The 17821-nt window shown below is 75.4% G+C and carries 16 protein-coding genes; 7 read left to right on the top strand and 9 right to left on the bottom strand.

All coding sequences use genetic code 11. The features are described 5' to 3' along the window. Positions 1–72: 72 nt before the first annotated feature. Positions 73–702, bottom strand: coding sequence for a helix-turn-helix domain-containing protein (locus ACFWOG_RS12060; RefSeq protein WP_329950127.1), 630 nt, complete (start codon positions 700–702; stop codon positions 73–75). 117 nt (positions 703–819) lie between these two features. Next, positions 820–1644 (bottom strand): hypothetical protein, encoded by an 825-nt coding sequence (locus ACFWOG_RS12055; protein WP_380357300.1) that lies wholly within the window; start codon positions 1642–1644, stop codon positions 820–822. Between the two features lie 364 nt (positions 1645–2008). On the opposite strand from ACFWOG_RS12055, the gene polX reads away from it, so the two are divergent. Continuing rightward, the gene (gene polX, locus ACFWOG_RS12050) at positions 2009–3736 is read left to right on the top strand and encodes a DNA polymerase/3'-5' exonuclease PolX (RefSeq protein ID WP_380357298.1); all 1728 of its coding nucleotides are present in this window, start codon (positions 2009–2011) and stop codon (positions 3734–3736) included. Positions 3737–4048: 312 nt separating this feature from the next. Here the strand turns inward: polX and ACFWOG_RS12045 are convergent, their stop codons facing one another. The 3 genes from ACFWOG_RS12045 to ACFWOG_RS12035 all read right to left on the bottom strand — a co-directional run bounded on the left by ACFWOG_RS12045 (position 4049) and on the right by ACFWOG_RS12035 (position 6882). Beyond that, positions 4049–4732, bottom strand: a complete 684-nt coding sequence (locus ACFWOG_RS12045) for a response regulator (protein ID WP_380357296.1) — start codon at positions 4730–4732, stop codon at positions 4049–4051. A 42-nt stretch (positions 4733–4774) separates the two neighbouring features. After that, positions 4775–5305, bottom strand: coding sequence for a hypothetical protein (locus tag ACFWOG_RS12040; protein ID WP_355404046.1), 531 nt, complete (start codon positions 5303–5305; stop codon positions 4775–4777). Positions 5306–5442: 137 nt separating this feature from the next. Continuing rightward, on the bottom strand, positions 5443–6882 hold the full coding sequence (locus tag ACFWOG_RS12035) for a sensor histidine kinase (protein WP_380357292.1): 1440 nt from the start codon (positions 6880–6882) through the stop codon (positions 5443–5445). A gap of 241 nt (positions 6883–7123) precedes the next feature. Between ACFWOG_RS12035 and ACFWOG_RS12030 the strand changes: the two genes are divergently transcribed. The 3 genes from ACFWOG_RS12030 to ACFWOG_RS12020 all read left to right on the top strand — a co-directional run bounded on the left by ACFWOG_RS12030 (position 7124) and on the right by ACFWOG_RS12020 (position 9086). Further along, the gene (locus ACFWOG_RS12030) at positions 7124–7738 is read left to right on the top strand and encodes a hypothetical protein (protein WP_380357286.1); all 615 of its coding nucleotides are present in this window, start codon (positions 7124–7126) and stop codon (positions 7736–7738) included. Positions 7739–7890: 152 nt separating this feature from the next. Further along, entirely contained in the window at positions 7891–8703 is an 813-nt protein-coding gene (locus tag ACFWOG_RS12025; RefSeq protein ID WP_380357283.1) for a (2Fe-2S)-binding protein, read from the top strand. Positions 8704–8816: 113 nt separating this feature from the next. After that, a complete protein-coding gene (locus tag ACFWOG_RS12020; RefSeq protein ID WP_380357281.1) occupies positions 8817–9086 on the top strand; it encodes a hypothetical protein in 270 nt (89 codons plus the stop codon). A gap of 275 nt (positions 9087–9361) precedes the next feature. On the opposite strand, the gene ACFWOG_RS12015 is transcribed toward ACFWOG_RS12020, so the two are convergent. The 4 genes from ACFWOG_RS12015 to ACFWOG_RS12000 all read right to left on the bottom strand — a co-directional run bounded on the left by ACFWOG_RS12015 (position 9362) and on the right by ACFWOG_RS12000 (position 15085). Next, entirely contained in the window at positions 9362–10957 is a 1596-nt protein-coding gene (locus ACFWOG_RS12015) for an alpha-amylase family glycosyl hydrolase (protein ID WP_380357279.1), read from the bottom strand. Between the two features lie 410 nt (positions 10958–11367). Then, complete coding sequence (locus tag ACFWOG_RS12010; protein ID WP_380357277.1) at positions 11368–12087, bottom strand: bifunctional 4-hydroxy-2-oxoglutarate aldolase/2-dehydro-3-deoxy-phosphogluconate aldolase; 720 nt, start codon at positions 12085–12087, stop codon at positions 11368–11370. Further along, positions 12084–13760: an amidohydrolase family protein gene (locus tag ACFWOG_RS12005; protein WP_380357274.1), complete on the bottom strand. Its 1677-nt coding sequence runs from the start codon at positions 13758–13760 to the stop codon at positions 12084–12086. Before ACFWOG_RS12005 ends, ACFWOG_RS12010 begins: the two co-directional genes overlap by 4 nt. After that, on the bottom strand, positions 13760–15085 hold the full coding sequence (locus tag ACFWOG_RS12000; RefSeq protein WP_329950137.1) for an alanine racemase: 1326 nt from the start codon (positions 15083–15085) through the stop codon (positions 13760–13762). Before ACFWOG_RS12000 ends, ACFWOG_RS12005 begins: the two co-directional genes overlap by 1 nt. A 177-nt stretch (positions 15086–15262) precedes the next feature. On the opposite strand from ACFWOG_RS12000, the gene ACFWOG_RS11995 reads away from it, so the two are divergent. Genes ACFWOG_RS11995 through ACFWOG_RS11985 form a run of 3 tightly spaced genes read left to right on the top strand, consistent with a single transcriptional unit; the run spans position 15263 to position 17773 of the window. Then, positions 15263–16591 (top strand): sugar kinase, encoded by a 1329-nt coding sequence (locus ACFWOG_RS11995; RefSeq protein WP_380357271.1) that lies wholly within the window; start codon positions 15263–15265, stop codon positions 16589–16591. Next, positions 16588–17340 carry an IclR family transcriptional regulator gene (locus ACFWOG_RS11990; protein ID WP_329877889.1) on the top strand — a complete coding sequence of 251 codons (753 nt, stop codon included), beginning with the start codon at positions 16588–16590 and terminating at the stop codon, positions 17338–17340. Before ACFWOG_RS11995 ends, ACFWOG_RS11990 begins: the two co-directional genes overlap by 4 nt. A 25-nt stretch (positions 17341–17365) precedes the next feature. Further along, a complete protein-coding gene (locus tag ACFWOG_RS11985) occupies positions 17366–17773 on the top strand; it encodes a RidA family protein (RefSeq protein WP_329950139.1) in 408 nt (135 codons plus the stop codon). The last annotated feature ends 48 nt before the right edge of the window (positions 17774–17821 follow it).

Below are 17821 nucleotides of genomic sequence, written 5' to 3'. Positions count from 1 at the left end.
GCGCGGCTGCGGCATCGGCAGCCCCGGCAGCCCCGGCAGCCCCGGCAGCGGGAGCGTCCGTACTCCGCGCGGTCATGATCGTTCCTCCAGTTCCTCAGGTGCCGCCGCGACCGGGTCGGGGAGCACGTGGACGACCACCGCCACCCGCTCGGTGCCCTCCGGTCCCGCCGAGGCCGGATCGGCCCGCCGGTAGCGCGCGACCACCTCCGTCAGCTCCGCCGCCAGTTCGCGGGCCTCCTCCGGGCTGAGCCGGAGCACCGAGTCGCTGAGGTCCAGGGCGTGCCGCCAGTCGCTCGGCATGGTCTCGTACGCGTTGAGCGCCGTCTGCGCGGTGACGGTGTGCGCCGCGACGATCGACCTCAGGTAGCCGAGCGCCGCCTCCGGGTCCTCGTCGGCGAGGTTCGCGTCCGTCCACCAGGTGACCTGGTGGACCGCCTTCCACCACCGCTCGCGGGCGTTGCCGCGTTCGGTGTCCTCCGCGACGAACCCGGACGCCGCGAGCTGGCGGAGGTGGTAACTGGTCGCCCCCGAGTTCAGCCCCAGCTGCCCGGCGAGCCGGGTGGCGGTGGACGGGCCGTGCTTGCGGAGCAGCCCGATCAGTTGCACGCGCACCGGGTGGGCCAGGGCACGCAGGCCCTTGGCGTCGAGCACGACATCGGTCTGGGGGTCCGGGCTGTGCGGCCACCTGCGGTCATCGGTCATGGCAACACCCTAGAACCGCAAACAGTTCTTCGCAAAGGGTTTTTGCGAAGAACTGTTTGCGGTTCCAGGGTGGAGGGGCCTGCGCGGCGCGCCGGAACCGCCCCCGACGGCCCGCCGTCAGTCCCCGGCGACCGTCAGCACGAGCACCACCGTGACCCCTCCACCGGGCGTCTGCTCCACGCCCAGCCGTCCCCCCGCGGCCCGGACCAGCGCGGGCACCGAGGGCCCGGCCGCGTCGCCCGCCCCGCCGGGTTCGCGCCCGTCCGCCGGGCCTCCGGGTTCGGCGGCCCGGACCCCGGCCGGCAGCCAGTGCCGGGCCTCGGGGAGCTCCGACGGCCCCTGGTCCACGACCCTGAGCTCCACCCGGGCCAGCTCACCCGCGGGGATCTCCGGGGACCCCGGGAAGCCGGGGAACCCGAGCCCGCCCGGACCGCCCGGACCGGGCACCGGATCGATCCGGACCAGCACCCTGACCCCGGGCGGATTGCGCCGGACGGCGTGGTCGACCAGCCCGGCCAGCGCCGCCTCCAGACGACGGGCGTCCGCCACCACCACCGGCAGGCCGACCGGTATCCGCACCGACACCGACGCCGACCGGCCGCCGCCGCGCAGCACCCTGCGCACCACGTCGGCCACCTGGACGTGCCGCGCGTCCGGCACGCAGCCGCCGGCCCGGTCGGTCCACCGCAACCGTTCCAGTTCCGGTCGCGACAACGCCTGGGGTCCGACCATCCCGCCCGAGCCCGCCCGGAGCGGGCCGCCGAGCCCGCCGCCACCGGCCGGCGGCGCACCGAACCCGGCCGTCGAGCCCGGTCGACCGACCCCGCCCGCGCTCTTGACCAGCCACGAACCCGCCAGTCCGCCGGACCGTCCGAGCGGACCCAACCCGCCCAGCGCCCGGGCGCCCGACGCCACGTAGTCCCAGAGCTTCCCGCTTGCCATCGCCCCGCCCCTCGTACCTCGCGGACCGTCTCCGCGGAATCCCCGGCGAGCCGGTGCGGACCGTCTCCCCGGTCCTGCGACCAGCCTGCGCCAGCGCCGCCCGGGTGACAATCCGGCCCCCGGCCCCAGGCCGACCCGCCCACCCCGCCGACCGGAGGAGTCGACACCCGCCGACCGGCGGGGGCGCACTTCCCCGGCGCGCGCAACCACCCTCCGCAAGCCACGCACGCCCCCCACCCCGAACACGGACACCCCCCACCCCCGATCCGCCCGATCCGACCGATCCGACCGATCCGACCGATCCGCCCGATCCGCCCGATCCGCCCGATCCGCCCGATCCGCCCGCCGACCCTAGACTGGCCGCATGGCCCGGCTCAACGACCAGGTCAGGGAGCTGCTCCAGGAGTACGCCGACCTGATCTCGATCACCGGCGGGGACGCCTTCCGCGCCCGCGCCTACGAGAAGGCCGCCCGGGCGGTCGGCGGCCACCCCGACGACATCGCCGGACTCGACGTCAAGGGCCTCCAACAGATCCCCGGCGTCGGCAAGTCCACCGCCGAGAAGATCGCCGGGTACCTCTCCACCGGCCGGATCGAGGCGCTGGAGTCGCTGCGGGCCGAGATCCCGACCGGGGTCCGCGCGATGATGTCCGTCCCCAACGTGGGCCCCAAGCGCGCCCTCGCGCTCTACCGGGACCTCGGCATCGCGTCCGTCGACGAGCTCGCCGAGGCGGTCCGCGCCGACCGGCTGAGCGAGGTGGCGGGCTTCGGCGAGCGGAGCGGCGAGAAGATCCTGCACGGCATCGAGCTGATGCGGCAGTCGGGCGGACGGACGCTGCTGGACGTCGCCACCGCGCAGGCCGAACAGATCGTCGCCGCGCTCGCGGCCGTCCCCGGCTGCACCCGTTGCGCGTACGCCGGCTCGCTGCGACGCATGCGCGAGACCGTCGGCGACATCGACGTGCTGGCCACCGCGGAGGACTCCGCGCCGCTGATGGCCGCGCTCACCGGGCTCCCCCAGGTGGCCGACGTGATCGCCGGCGGTCCGACCAAGACCTCGATCCGCACCACCGACGGTCTCCAGGTCGACCTGCGCGTGGTGCCCGAGGAGGACTGGGGCGCGGCGCTGGTGTACTTCACCGGTTCCAAGGCCCACAACATCAGGCTGAGGACGATCGCCGTCCGGGCCGGCCGGAAGCTGTCCGAGTACGGACTGTTCGACGCCGAGAGCGGGGAGAAGATCGCCTCGGCGACCGAGGAGGAGGTCTACGGGGCGCTCGGCCTGCCGTGGATCGCGCCGCCGCTGCGCGAGGACCGGGGCGAGATCGAGGCCGCCCTGCGCGGCGAGCTGCCGGACCTGGTGACCGAGGCCGACCTCCGGGGCGACCTGCACACCCACACCGACCTGACCGACGGGCTGGCCGGCCTGGAGGAGATGATCGACGCGGCCGCGGCGCGCGGCTACTCCTACTACGCCGTCACCGACCACGCGCCCGACCTGGTGATGCAGCGGATGACCGACGAGAAGATGCTCGCGCAGCGCGAGCGACTGCGTGCTCTGGCGGGCCGCCACCGCCGGATGCGGCTGCTGCACGGCACCGAACTGAACATCGGCCCCGACGGCGGCGTGGACTGGCCGGCCGACTTCCTGGCCGGCTTCGACGTCTGCGTGGCCTCGGTGCACTCGCACTTCGGGGCGGACCGGGCGGCCCAGACCCGTCGCCTCGTCCGCGCCTGCGAGAACCCCCACGTCCACGTCATCGGCCACCTCACCACCCGGCGGATCGGCCGGCGCGGCCCGATCGACGTCGACCTGGACGCCGTGTTCGCGGCCGCGGCCCGGACCGGCACCGCCATCGAGATCAACAGCTCTCCCCAACGCCTCGACCTGCGCGACGAGGACGTCCTGCGCGCCCGGCGCCACGGGGTGAAGTTCTCGATCGACAGTGACGCGCACGCCACCCCGCACCTGGCCTACCCCCGGTACGGGATCGGCACCGCCCAGCGGGCCTGGCTGACCACCGAGGACGTGATCAACACCTGGCCCTGGCAGCGGCTGAAGCGGTTGCTGCGCAAGGACGCACTGCGGTGAGCGTCCGCCCGGAGGGGGCGTGACCGCCGGCCCCGGGCACTCTCCGCTCTCCCACATCACCCCGAAATATCCGATTTGGGAGAATATCCACCGAACCCCTGGTGCACCGGCCCGGCGAGGAGCATGATGGTGGTGAACCTGCGAGGTAGCTGAGGGAGTTCGACCGCAGGAGGCAGTGGCGACAGATCGAGACGGATCAGGGTCTGCCGCTGGTACCTCGGTCGACGATCGAACTGTACGGCCGGAGGACGCGACGTCCGGAGGCCACCCCCGCCTCGCAGGTTCCCCACGTCCGTGGTTCCCCGCCTCCGGCTACGCGCCCGTCCGCACCGCGTACCCCATCTCCCAGGCGTGCACCGCGATGCCGACCCGGTTCGACACGCCGAGCTTGCGCTGGATGCTCGCCACGTGCGTCTTCACCGTGCCCGGGGAGATGAAGAGTTCCGCGGCGATGTCGGCGTTGGTCCGGCCCGCGGCGACCTGCCCGGCGATCTCCACCTCGCGCCCGGTCAGCGGCGCCACCGGCGCCGACCGGCGGTCCGTCCGCCGGGTCTCCGTGACGTGCTGCAGCAGCCGGACGGTGACGGACGGGCTGATCAGACTCTCCCCGCTCGCCGCCGCCCGGACCGCCTCGGCCAGCAGCGCCGGACCGGAGCGCTTGAGCAGGAACCCCGAGGCGCCGTGCCGCAACGCCGGGTAGACGTACTCGTCGAGGTCGAAGGTGGTCAGCACCACCACCCGCACCGGTGTGACGGCGCCCGGGCCGGCGAGCCTGGCGGTCAGTTCCAGGCCGTCCATCCGCGGCATCCGGATGTCCACCAGCGCGACGTCCGGGCGCAGTTCCGCGGCGAGTTCCAGCGCGGCGAGACCGTCGGCCGCCTCGCCGACCACCGTGATGTCGGGCTGGGTCTCAAGGATCCGCCGCACACTGCGCCGGACGGCCTCCTGGTCGTCCGCGATCAGCGTGCGGATGGGCTCCGGGTTCGGACTCGTCACGGGGGCAGTCTCGCACGGCGGCGCCGACCGCCCGCCCCGGGATCAGGAGGGCCGGCCCTTGAGGTCGGTCGCCCGGCCGTCGCGCAGCACGGCCACGTGCGGCGGTACTTCGACCCGGAACCTCGCGTCGCAGTCGGCGAGACCGGAGCAACTCGCCTCCAGGTGGAGGGTGTCGCCCTCCAGCCTCCAGTCGGTCGTGCTCGTGCCGACGACGTCGGCCTTGAACCAGCGCGTGACCTTGATGTCCTGACGGTCCGCCGTGACCAGGTCGGTGGGCACGTGGTGCGCCACGACGACGTCCAGCGTGGTGCCGGCGTAGCCGAAGAGCGTCGACTCGGGCTCGGCTTCCTCGGCCCGGGCGCAGCCCGTGACGGCAGCCAGCAGGACGACTGCGGTCACGGCTCCCAGGACGGGCACCCGGCCCACCGACCGCCCGGGGCGCCCGAGCAGGAACGCCCACCTTCCGGGTCGTTCGGCGGCGCTCCCCGGCCGGGCGGCCACGGCGGCGGGCGCGGCGGCGGTGTTTCGCGGCGGGGCGGCGGGCGCGGCGGCGGGGCTGGGCACGACGGTCATGAAGGGCCTCCTGCGGCGGGAGCGGTCCGGCGGCACGACCGGCGACGGCGGCCCTGCGTGGTGGCAGGACCGCGTGCGGCGGTCGCACCGACCGGTTGACGCGGATCGGAGCAGCGCGTCGGCGCTGCCGGCTTCGATCACAGTGACGAGGATCGTCCTTCGACGGCCCGCTGCCATCTGCCGTTCGGCAGATCTTCGGCGGAGGACCTTCCGCCCGCGCCCGACCGATCGGCCTGCCGCGCGGGAAGCACGCAGCCGGTCCGCCAGCCCGTAGGCCGCCACGGTCCCGCCGCCAGCGTGCCGCCGTGCGCCGAGACGCGCTCGGCGAGTCCCACCAGCCCGGTGCCACCACTGCCCGGGCGGCGGCGCAGCAGGCCCTTGACGCCGCGTCCGCCATCGCCGGAGTCGGTGACCGACACCTCCACCGTCCGGAGGCCGCCCGGGCCGGCCGCCACGCGCACCACCACCTCCGCGGCCCCGGGAGCGTGCCTGCGCACGTTGGTCAACGCCTCCAGGACGACGGTGTAGGCCGTGGCGTCCGCCTCCGCCGACAACAGCCCGACGGTCTCGGGCGCTGCCTCCAGACGGGCCCGGACGGCGCCCGTCGCGGCGAACCGACCGACCAGTTCCGGCAGTTCGGCCAGCCCCGGCACACGGGTGGTGCCGGCCGTGCGACCGGCCGCGCCGCCGACACCCACCTCGCCGTCCCGCTCCCCGACCCGCCCGCCGACACCGTTCCCGGCGCCCTCCCCGTCGTCCTGCGGATCCCTCAGCGCGCCGACCATCGCGTCCATCGAATCCAGCGCGCGCAGCCCGGCCTCCTCCAGCCGGCGCAGCAGCGCGGCCGTCTCCTCCGGATCCAGCCCCGGCAGCTGGCCCGCCTGAGCCTCCAGCACGATGCCCGTGACCTCGTGCGCCACGAAGTCGTGGAGCCCGCGGGCCACTTCGAGACGCTGTGCGCGCCGGGCCCGGGTCACCGCGCGCTCCCGACGGGCGTCCAGCGCGCGCAGGTAGAGGCTCGCCCCGACCACGACGGCCAGCGGCACCAACGAGCACAGCACGGCGATCACGGAACCGGTCCGGCCGCCGTCCGGGACCCTCGCGGTGAACCGCAGCGGCACCACGGCCGCCGCCGTCACCACCGCCACCCCGACCGCGCCGGCCCACCGTCCGCGCGCCCGGCGGGCCACCCGTCCCGCCAGCACCAGCAGGGCCGCCCACTCGAACGGCAGCCAGAAGGCGGGCAGTCGGTACGGCCCCGCGTACCCGAGGTCCAACGACAGCGAGGCGACGGCCACCGCGCCCGCCGCCGCCACGAGCGTCACCCGTCGCGACGGCGACGGCCACGGCAGGACGGCGACCAGCGCCGCCAGCGCGGCCGTGCCCGCGACCAGCAGTGCGGCGGTGTGCTCACCCGCGTGTGCCAGTGCGGCGGGCGCGAGCAACAGCAACGCGACGGCGGTGCCCAGCGGTCGGCGGGCCCGGGCGGCCCGGGTCGGGAGGGAGGAAGCGGCGGCGGGCCACGGCTCGGCCGGGATCCGGGCCTGCGCTCGATTCGCCGAAGGTTCAGCACACATACGGACGAGCCTACGATCCGGCCGGTCGTTCGCCCGCTCGGGCCAACTCTCCCGGGGGAGGCGGAGATCCTCCCTGAGGAGGGGGCGACCCCCACCGCAGCGGGAGGTGCGACGGCCGTGCACCGATCAGTCTGGTGCGTGACCGCAACACCTCGCCGGAGACACCCCGGCCCCGGACCCGGCCCACCCGGACCCCGCACGGCGCCGACCGCCTCCGACCACCGTCGAAAGGACCCGTCCCATGCGACGCCCCACCACCACGACCGTTCGCACCGCCTCCGCCACCGCCCTCTGCCTGCTGGCGGCACTGGTCACCGCGGCGCCCGTGACCGCAGCCCCCTCCGTCACCCCACCCGCCGTCACCGACGCCCGGGAGACGGGCGGGACGGACGAGACCGGCGGGACCGGCGGGACCGGCCGGCCGACCGTCCGCGTGCGGGGCGGCGGCGGAGCCACCCTCACCAAGGACTTCTCCGGGATGGAGGGCGACCTCGTCCGGTTCGAAGTCGACGCCCGGACGGACCTCAACAACGCGCCCGGCCACGCCCGGGGCCGCTTCCACGTCACCCACCACCGACCGGACGGCGCCCTGGTCGCCGACTTCGAGGGCACCCTCGACTGCCTCGCCGCCGGCGGGCGGACGGCGATCACCACCGGTGTGGTCACCGGCGGGTCGGCCCCCTGGTTCCCGGACCTGACGCTCGTGGGTTCCAGGGTCTCGCTCACCGTCCAGGACGACGGGCGGAACGACCGCCTGGGGTGGCTCTGGGGCGCCTTCGGGATACCCGTGTCCGACTGCCAGGGCACGGTACCGTTCATCCGTACCGACACCGGCAACTTCACCGTCCGGGGCTGAGCCCCGCCGCACCCCGCCGCACGGAACCGGAGGACCCGTCCGATGTCCCAGCCCCGTACGCTCTCCGGCGTCCTCCCCCGCCCGGGCCGCACCTTCCGCCCGGACCCGGTCAGCCGCGCCGCCCGGGTCCCCGGCGCAGCGGTGGCCGGCCGGTGAGCGACGCGCCCGACTACGGCCGGCTCGCCCTCGTCGGCCCCTACTTCGCCCTCGACGTCGCAGCCGCACCGGGCCAGGGGCCGCCCCCGGGCTTCCGTCCGCTGCGGGAGTTCTACGCCCCCGGCCCGGACGGACCGCTGGCCGACCGGGTACGAGAGGTGGCGCGGCGGCTCGGGACGGCCGAGCCCAGGGTCGCGGCGTCGATCCTGCACCTCGGCCTGGCCGCCCGGTTCTGCTCGGTGGGCCTCGGTGCGGCCGTCCTGCTCGGCGAGGTGCCCGAACTGGACCCGGACCGGGCGTGGGTGCGGGTCCCCGAACAGGGACCGGTCGACCTCTGGATGCCGTCCGGGCCCGCCCGCGCGGACCGGGGTTCCCTCGTCGACCGCTTCCACCGGACCGTCGTCGAGGGGCAGTTGGTGGTCCTGGAGGCGGCCGTCCGGGCCGTGGTGCCGCTCTCCGACGGGCTGCTCCGGGGCAACACCGCCTCGGCCCTGGCCGGCGCCCTGCGCATGCTCGACGCACACACCGCGGAGCACGCCACCGCCCGCACCTGCCCGCCGCCGGAGGCCACCTCCCCGCCCCACGGCCCCGCCCGGGCCCGCGCACTCGTCGCCCAGGTGCTCGACCGACCGCCGCTGGCCGGCAGCGGAACGTTGATCGCGACCCGGGTCCCCGGGATCCCCGGGCACCCGGACGCGCTCGGCGGTACGGCGTTCCGTCGCACCAGCTGCTGCCTGTACTACCGCGTCGGCCCGCAGGCGGGCGTCTGCGGCGACTGCTGCTTCACCCGCCCGCCCCGCCGTCCCTGACCGGCGCACCCGACCGCCGTCCCTGACCGCGCCCGGGTCGGCGGGGCCGGCCGGGGCGGTACCGGCTCACCCCTCGGCACCGGAGTCGACCCGGCCCGGGTTATCGTCCCGGTGTGCTGTCCGTACTCGTTCTCCCGGCGGCGCTGCTCACGGCCGGAGCGGCGTACTGGCTCGCCCTGGTCTCCCTGCGGTTGGCGGCCGGGGTACCGGTCGCCCTGGCCGCCCTGGTCGGAGCGCCGGCGGTGCTGGGTTCGGCGGCGGCCGTCGGCTGGCTCGCCCGGCCCTCCTACCTCGCGCCGTTCGCCGCCCTCCTCTGGGCGGTCGGCGGGCTCGCCGGCGCCGGACACGGACTGCTGCGCCGCCCCTCCGGCCGACACACCTGACCCGCCCCGGGTCGGGGGCCCGAGGTCGGGGGCTCCGTGGCCGGGGTGCTGCCCGCCGGATCCACCACGGCACCCCGCCCGCGCCACGCGCCGCCACCGCACGTACCCGTCCCGACTCCGCTCCCGGGGGGCTCCCTCCCCTGCCGTCCGGAGTCGCGGCCGGCCGAGCGGTCGGACCGCGACCGCCTCCTCCGTCTCCTCCTCGGCCTCGCCACGCGCCGCCGACCGGCTGCCCGACCGGGCGCCCGACCGACCGGCCGCCCCGGCCCGCGGCATCAGACCAGCTCGAACACCCCGTACGAGAAGCCGTCCGCCCGCAGCTCCCCGCTCACCACCCGCACCCCCTGCACGTCGAGCGGCCGGACCGCCCGGCCCTCCGGTACGGCCCCGCCCAGCTCCACCACCACCGGCTCCCGCCGCGGGTTGACCACCACCAGGTACCGCCCGGCGCGCGTGTAGACCAGCGGGTAGCCCGCGTGCCGGACCTCCACGGAGCCGGTGGCCCCCAGCCCCGGGTGCGCCCGGCGCAGCGCGATCAGCCGCCGGACGGTGTGCAGCAGCGAGGTCGGGTCGGCCCGCTGGGTGGCCACGTCGGGCCGGTGCGGGTCGGGGTCGACCGGCAGGTAGAGCCGCTCGGCGGGAGCCGTCGAGAAGCCCGCGTTCGGGCCGGGCGCCCACTGCATGGGGGTGCGCGAGCCGGCCCGGTTGTACTGCGGGCCGAGCACGCTCCCCTCGACGTCCGGCAGGCCGGGCAGGTACCGCATGCCGATCTCGTCCCCGTAGTAGACCGCCGGCAGCGTGGGCCAAGTGAGCAACAGCGCGAAGGCCGGAGCGAGTTGCTCCGCGGTGCGCGGTCCGGTGGCGAGCCGGGAGAAGTCGTGGTTGGCCGTGGGGAGTGCGATGTAACCGGCGCCCTCGGTGAGTTCGGCGGCGGAACGCCAGGCGTCCAGGAAGACCCGGGGCGTGCCGCGCCCCTCGGCCTCGAAGTAGCAGGGCCCCTGCTTCCAGTACTCCTCGACCGTTCCGGCGTTGTTGTTCCAGAGCGAACGCAGTGGCAACCCCTGGTCGGCGCCGCCGAACTGGAGGAAGAAGTCCGCGTGGAAACCGGCTGCCACGGCGGCGGCCGGCTCTCCCCACTCGGCGAACAGAGCCGCCTGCGGGTGGGTGCGGTCGAGCCAGTCCCGCAGTTCGCTCCAGAGCTTGCCGGTCTCGGTGAAGCCGGGGTCGTCCTTGACCATCGAGGAGGCCATGTCGACCCGGAACCCGCTCAGGCCGAGGCCGAGCCAGTGGTCCATGATCTCGCGCAGCGCGGCACGGTTGGCACGCGGCCCCTCGGCGTCCACCGACTGCCGCCAGGGCTGGTCGGCACTCTCGCGCGCGTAGCCGAAGTTGAGTGCGGGCTGGCAGTCGAAGAAGTTGGGCCGGTACCAGCCGGGACGGCCGCCGGGCGAGGCGACGAAGCCGTCCACCGGGCCGTCGGACCAGATGTAGCGGTGGTCGGACGGGTCCTCGGCCGCGGCCAGGAACCAGGGGTGGCGGTCGGAGGTGTGGGCGGCGACCAGGTCCAGCAGGACCCGGATGCCCTTGCGCCGCGCGGCCTCGACCAGGGCGGCGAGGCCCTCCGTGGTGCCGTAGCGCGGCGCGGGCGTCAGGTAGTCGGCGACGTCGTACCCGGCGTCGCGGAACGGCGAGGCGAAGCACGGGTTGAGCCAGACCGTGTCGACGCCCAGCCACGAGAGGTGGTCGAGGTGCTCGGTGACGCCCGTGAAGTCGCCGATTCCGTCGCCGTCCGAGTCGGCGAAGGTCTGCGGGTAGATCTGGTAGAGGACGGCGTCGGCCAGCCAGTCGGGGCCGGGGCGGGTCGAGGTCATGGGTGGATCCTCCTGCCGGGTGCCGGGGGCTCTCGATTCTCGTTGAATCCCGGCCGTCCCAACAGTCCGCAGCGACCACTCCCGGCGCCGAAGCGGGCCTCCGGGGCCTGTGGCGGGAGGAGCCCCCGGGTCGTCCCGCACTCCTCCCGCGCCGCTTCAGCGCCCTCCCGCTCCCCCTCCCCGCGCGCCCCGCACCCCTCCCGGACCGCTCCGCCCACCCTCCGCACCCCCGCGACCCGCAGTTCCGCAGCCTTGAAGCCTCAAAGCCTCAAAGCCTCAAAGCTGCGGAGCTGCGGAGCTGCGGAGCTGCGGAGCTGCGGAGCTGCGGAGCTGCGGAGCTGCGGAGCTGCGGAGCTGCGGAGCTGCGGAGCTGCGGAGCCTCAGAGCTGCGGAGCCCGCCCCGCCGTCCGCTACCGCGCCGCGCAGGCCGCCGTGAACGCCTTCGCCCGCCGGGTGATCTCCGCCCAGTCCCCGGCCGCGACCACGTCCGGCGGCACCACGTCCGTCCCGGCACAGACCGCGAGCGCGCCCTGGGCCAGGAACTCGCCCGCGTTGCCCCCGTTGACGCCCCCGGAGGCGACCAGCGGAACGTCCGGGTACGGGCCGCGGAGGTCCTTGAAGTAGCCGGGACCGAACGCCCGCGCGGGGAAGATCTTCACGGCGGCGGCGCCCAGGTCGACCGCCAGGGCCACCTCGGTCGGGGTGAGCGCACCCAGGACGACCGGCACCCCGGCGGCGTGCGCGGCATGCGCCACCTCGGGCCGCAGACCGGGGGTGACCAGGAAGGAGGCACCGGCGTCGAGCGCCCGCCCGGCCTGCTCCGGGGTCAGCACCGTACCGACCCCGACCCGCCAGCCGGCGCGCGCGGCCTGCTCGACGTGGGACGTCACGTCCGGTGTGGTGAAGGTGAGTTCGGTCCAGGTGATGCCGCCCTCGGCGAGCGCGGCGCAGAGCGCGGCGGCGTCCGGTATCCGGGGGGCACGGACGACGGCGATGACCGGTTCGGCGGCCAGCGCCGCGCGCGTGGCGGCGAGCACGGCGGGGTCGGCGGCAACCGGACCGACCGGGGCGGCGGGGTCGACGACGGCGACCGGGGCGACGGAATCGACGGTGACGGGCTGAGAGTTCATGCGGCTCGGGTTCCTCGTGCGGTTCGGCGCAGGGCCCGCCCCGGGCGCGCGCCCGTGGTGCGGCCCTGCCGGACGACGGCTGTGCCGTTGACGTAGACGTGCTCGATGCCGACGGCGGGCCGCCGCGGCTGGTCGAAGGTGGCCGCGTCCTGGACGCGTTCGGGGTCGAACAGGACGAGGTCCGCGTGGTGGCCCGGGGTGATCCGGCCCCGCCGGTCCAGGCGGAGCCTGGCGGCGGGCCGGCCGGTCATCCGGGCGATCGTCTCCTCCAGCGTGAGCACGCCCGCCTCCCTGCTGTAACGGGCCAGGTAGCGGGGGAAGGTGCCCCAGGCACGCGGGTGCGGCCGGGCCCCGACCAGCAGCCCGTCACTCCCGACGGTGTGCGCACGGTGGCGCATGATCGCCCGGACGTTCTCCTCGTGGCCGACGTGCTGGAGGATCGTGGTGGCCAGCTCGTCGCGGCGCAGCAGGTCGAGGAAGACCTCCGTCCCGGAGCGGCCCTGCTCGGCGGCGAGCTCGGCCACGGACCGGCCGACGGCGTCGGCCAGCTCCTGGTTCCGGACGCCGGACAGCTGGACGGTGGCCCAGTCGGTGACCACCCCGTGACAGCCGTCGCTGCCCTTCTCCTCCACCTCGTACCGGATGCGCTCGCGCACCGCGGGATCGCCCAGCCGGTCGAGGGTGGCGCGCGGGCCGCCCTCGGTGGACCAACTGGGGAGCAGCGCGGCCAGTGTGGTGGAACCGGGCAGGTAGGGGTAGCTGTCCAGGGTGAGGTCCACCCCGTCGTCGAGCGCCCGGTCGACGAGGTCGAGCAGTTCGCCGGCCCGTCCCCGGTTGACGCCGAAGTTCATCGTGGCGTGGGTCAGGTGGAGCGGACAGCCGGAACGCCGGGCGATCTCCACCATCTCCGCGTAGCCCTCCAACGCTCCCTCGCCGTAGGAGCGTTGGTGCGGGGCGTGGAAGCCGCCGTACTCGGCGACCACGCGGCAGAGCTCGACGAGTTCGGCGGTGTCGGCGTACATCCCGGGCGTGTAGGTCAGCCCGCTGGACATCCCGACCGCGCCCTCGGCCAGCCCCTGGGCCAACAGCGCGCGCATCCGGTCGAGTTCGGCGGCGCTCGGGGCCCGGTTCTCCCATCCGACGACGAGCATCCGCAGCGATCCGTGCGGCACCAGGTAGCAGGCGTTGACGGCGGGACCGGTCCGGTCCAGCCGGTCCAGGTAGCCGCCGACCGTCCGCCAGTCCCAGTCGAAGTCCTCCGGGTCGCCGTTCCAGCCGGCGATCTGGCGGCGGAGGGCAGGCAGCGTACGGTCGTCGACCGGGGCGTAGGAGAGGCCGTCCTGGCCGAGGACCTCGCAGGTGACACCCTGGGTGACCTTGGCCGGATGCTCGGGTTCGAGCAGCAGGGCGAGGTCGGAGTGGGCGTGCATGTCGATGAACCCGGGAGCCAGCACCAGCCCGTCGGCGTCCACCACCCGCGCCCCGTCGACACCGCGGCCGATCTCGGCGATCACTCCGTCGGCGATCCGGACGTCGGCCCGGTACCGTTCGGCGCCGGTGCCGTCGATGACCGTGGCCCCCTTGAAGACCACCTCGCGGGCACCGGGCCCGTGGCCGCGGTCCACCCGGCCCGCCGGCTCGCCCCCGCCGCCCGGCCCCTGCTCCCGGCTCATCAGAAGAACGTCCTGACCAGCCCGGTGACCTTCGGCTCGGCCGCCGAGGCGTCGTCGAGCACCGGGATCAGCGCCCACTTGTCGAAGGCGGTGCACGGGTGCGAGACGCCCAGCCTCAGCACGGCACCGATCGGCGCGAGGTCGCCCGCGTCCCGCAGGAAGGCGTGCTGGTCGTTGAGAGCGGTGATCCGCGCCGCGGTCCCGGTCAACTCCGCCCCGCCCCGCACGCGTTGCGGCTCCGGGAGCCCTTCGTCGAACGGCAGGTCGCGCTTGCCGGCGTCCAGCAGCGCCAGGTGCGGTTCCGGCCGGGAGACCACCCGGGCCCACCCGTGCAGCGCACTGCGCAGCGGCGCCCCACCGGCGTCCGTCCCACCCGCGGCGCCGGCGGCCCGGGCGAGCGGGGAGATCCCCCGGTAGAAGCCGTCGTCGTGGGCGATGTACGCACCGGAACGGAGCACCACGAAGGCTTCCGGAAGGGCCCCCAACTCCTCGGCCACCAGGTCGAAGTAGGCACTCCCCCCGGCCGTGACCACGGGCGCCGAGCCGTCGGCGTACGCGCTAGCCAGCCGTCCGTGCAGTTCGGCGAGGGTCCGCAGGTACGTCCGGACGGCGGCGAGCCCGTCCTCGCTCGCGTCATGGGCCAGCGCGCCCTCGTAGCCGCCGATCCCGGCAAGTCGCAGGGTGGGCGCGCGCAGCACGGCGGCGGCGATCTCGACCGCCTCGTCGACGGTGCGGGCGCCGGTGCGCCCGCCCGGGCCGCCGAGTTCGACCATCACCTCGACCTGGCGCTCGGCGCCCGCGGCCCGCAGCGCCTCGTCCATCAGCCGGACGCTCGCGGCGGAGTCCACCCAGGAGGTGAAGGCGAAGGCCGGGTCGGCGGCCAGTTCGCCGGCCAGCCAGCCGAGGCCAGCCGGGTCGAGCAGGGTGTTGGCGAGCAGTACCCGCTGGACGCCGAAGGCCCGCGCCACCCTGATCTGCGGCAGGTTGGCGAGGGTGATGCCGTGGCTTCCCGCGGCCAGCTGGGCCTGCCACAGCGCGGGGGCCATGGTGGTCTTGCCGTGCGGGGCGAGCGCCACGCCCGCCTCGGCGCACCAGGCGGCCATGGTCCGCAGATTGTGGTCGAGCGCGCCGGCGTCGAGGGTGAGCAGCGGGGTGCCGAGGTCGGCGAGGGCGGGGCCGGTGGCCAGGTAGTCGCGGACGCTCAGGCCCCAGGCGGCCGGCGGCAGCGCCTTGAACCGCCAGTCGAGCGTCTCGTCGGCGAGCGCCGCCACCGCCCCGGTGTCGATGCCCGGCCCGGTGCCGCTGCTTGCGAAGGTCTGGTCCACCGTCTTCCTCCATTTGCCGTGTTGCAACATACGCAACGAGGGTTGCACATGCTGGCAGCACGGTTCTAGCATCGGCGCCGGACGAAGGTCAACGACGGTCGCCCCCGGCAGGCGGGCCACCCGGTCGGCCGCAGCACCCCCACCCGGTCGGCCGCAGCACCCCGAGGAGCCCAGCAGATGCCACGACAGGACGCCGCCGTGAGCCCGGGCACCCCACCGCTCGGCGGCCCGGCGGCGGCCGGACCCGACCCGGCCGGGCCCGCAGTGGCCGAGCCGGCCACCTCGGCCGGCTCCGCCGCGCCCGCCCCGGGGGACGTCCGGGACGGCGACCCCGCCACCCCGGCCGCCGTCTGCGTGGGCGAGTCGATGGCCGTCCTCCTGCCCGACCGGCCCGGCCCTCTGGAGTCGGTGGAGGCGTTCCGACTATCCGTCGGCGGGGCCGAGTCGAACGTGGCGGGCGCCCTGGCCGCGCTGGGCGTGCCGAGTGCCTGGATCAGCCGGGTCGGCGACGACGGCTTCGGCCGCCGCCTGCTCGGCGAGCTCACCGCACGCGGGGTGGACGTCTCGGCGGTCGCCGTCGATCCGCACCGCCCCACCGGCCTCTACCTCAAGGAGATCGGCGGCTCCACCGGCGACCGGTTCGACCTCGGTCCCGGCCGCAGCCGGCTCCACTACCACCGGCGCGGTTCCGCCGCCGCCGCGCTCTCCCCCGCCCTGCTCGCCGACCCGGCCGCAGCCCGGCTACTGGCCGGCGCCCGGCTGCTGCACCTCTCCGGCATCACCGCGGCGCTCTCCGACGACTGCCTGGCCCTGCTCCGCGCCCTGCTCGCCGACCGCCGCCCGGGCCGCCTGGTCAGCTTCGACCTCAACTGGCGCCCGGCGCTCTGGCGCGACCGCGACGTCTCGGTGCTCCCGCCGCTGCTGGACGCCGCCGACCTCCTGCTGATCGGCGCCGACGAGGCCGAGGCCGCGTTCGGCATCGGCGACCCGCACGAGCTGCGCCGCCGGTTCCCCTCCCCCGCCACCCTGGTGGTCAAGGACGCCGCCCGGCTGGTCACCGCCCTGGAGCGGGACGGGAGCACCGTCAGCGAGCCGGCGCTCACCGTCGAGGTGGTCGAGGCGACCGGGGCCGGCGACGCCTTCGCCGCCGGATACCTGGCCGGCACGGTGCGCGGCCTCGACCAGCGGCGCCGTCTGCGACTCGGCCACCTGAGCGCGGCGTGCGCGCTGACCGCCGACGGCGACCAGGCCGAGCTGCCCCCGGAGCCGGTGGTCGCCGCCCTGCTCGCCGCCTCCCCGGAGGACTGGGCGTCCACCCGGGTGTCGGCGGATGGCATCGTGTCCCCTGTACTGCCCGCGGTCGCACGGACCGCCCCGGCCTCCAGCGTGTCGGCGCCCGCCACGGCGACACCTGCGGCGGCCACGCCCGCTCCGGCCGCGCCGGCGCCGGGGGGCGGTGCCGCCGACCCCCGACCGGCCGCCTCCCCGGCCCTTGGAGCACGATGAGCCAGACCGTCACCCGCGCCCTGCGCATCCTCGCCGAGCTCGGCGAGGGCGAGCGCTCGCTGGACCAGCTCGCCGAGGTGCTCGGCGTGCACAAGACCACCGTGCTCCGGCTGCTCCAGAGCCTCGAAGAGGAACGATTCGTCTACCGCGATCCGGCGTACCGCTACCACCTGGGCGCCGGACTCTTCGCCCTCTCCGGCCTGGCGCTGGAGCAGCGCGGGGTCCGCCGGATCGCAGCGCCGCACCTGGCCGAGCTGAACGCCGCCACCGGCCAGACCGTGCACCTGGCCGCGTACGAGGGGGGCGAGGTGGTCTACATCGACAAGTACGACTCCCGCCACCCGGTGCGGATGTACTCGCGGATCGGCCTGCGCGCGGCCCTGCACAGCGCCGCGGTCTCCAAGGTGCTGCTGGCCGACCTGCCGGTGCCGGAGCGCCGCCGGGTGGTGGCCGGGATCGACTTCACCCCGCACACCGCCCGCACCCTGACCACGCCCGAGGCACTGCTGGCCGAACTGGAGAAGGTCGCCGTCCAGGGCTGGGCGCAGGACCACGCCGAGCACGAGGCGTTCATCAACTGCGTGGCCGCACCGATCCGGGACGCCAGCGGCCGGGTGGTCGCCGCGGCCTCGATCTCGGTGCCGGACGTCGTCCTCCCGTACGAGCAGGTGCTGGAGCTGCTGCCCCAGCTGCTCGCCACCACCCGCGCCGTCTCCGCCGACTGCGGCCAGACGCCGCCGACCACCTGAGCAATCACCGCAACGAAGGAAGCGCATGAGCGACAAGACCGAGATCCGGACCGACGGCGCCCCCGCCCCGGCGTGGATGTTCTCCCAGGGCGTCCGCAAGGGCCCGATCCTCCAGGTGTCCGGTCAGGGCCCGCAGGACCCGGCCACCGGCGAGTACCTGTTCCACGGCGACGTGAAGGCCCAGACCCGGCGGACGCTGGAGAACGTCAAGGCGATCGTCGAGGCGGGCGGCGCCACGATCGAGGACGTGGTGATGTTCCGCGTCTACCTCACCAAGCGTGCCGACTTCCCGCTGATGAACGAGGTCTATGCCGAGTTCATCGACGAGAACATCAGTCCGGGCGGGGTGAAGCCCTGCCGGACCACGATCTTCGCCGAGCTCCCGCAGGAGCCGATGCTGGTCGAGATCGACGCCCAGGCCGTCGTCGGCTGATCACGCGGCCACGCGGCCAGGCGGAAGGGCCCGGACACTCGTCCGGGC

Origin of the sequence: Kitasatospora sp. NPDC058406 (assembly GCF_042722765.1) — a bacterium.
Taxonomy (GTDB): Bacteria; Actinomycetota; Actinomycetes; order Streptomycetales; family Streptomycetaceae; genus Kitasatospora.
The sequence above is the reverse complement of the archived record's forward strand: the minus strand, read 5'-3'. Positions and strand labels throughout refer to the sequence as shown.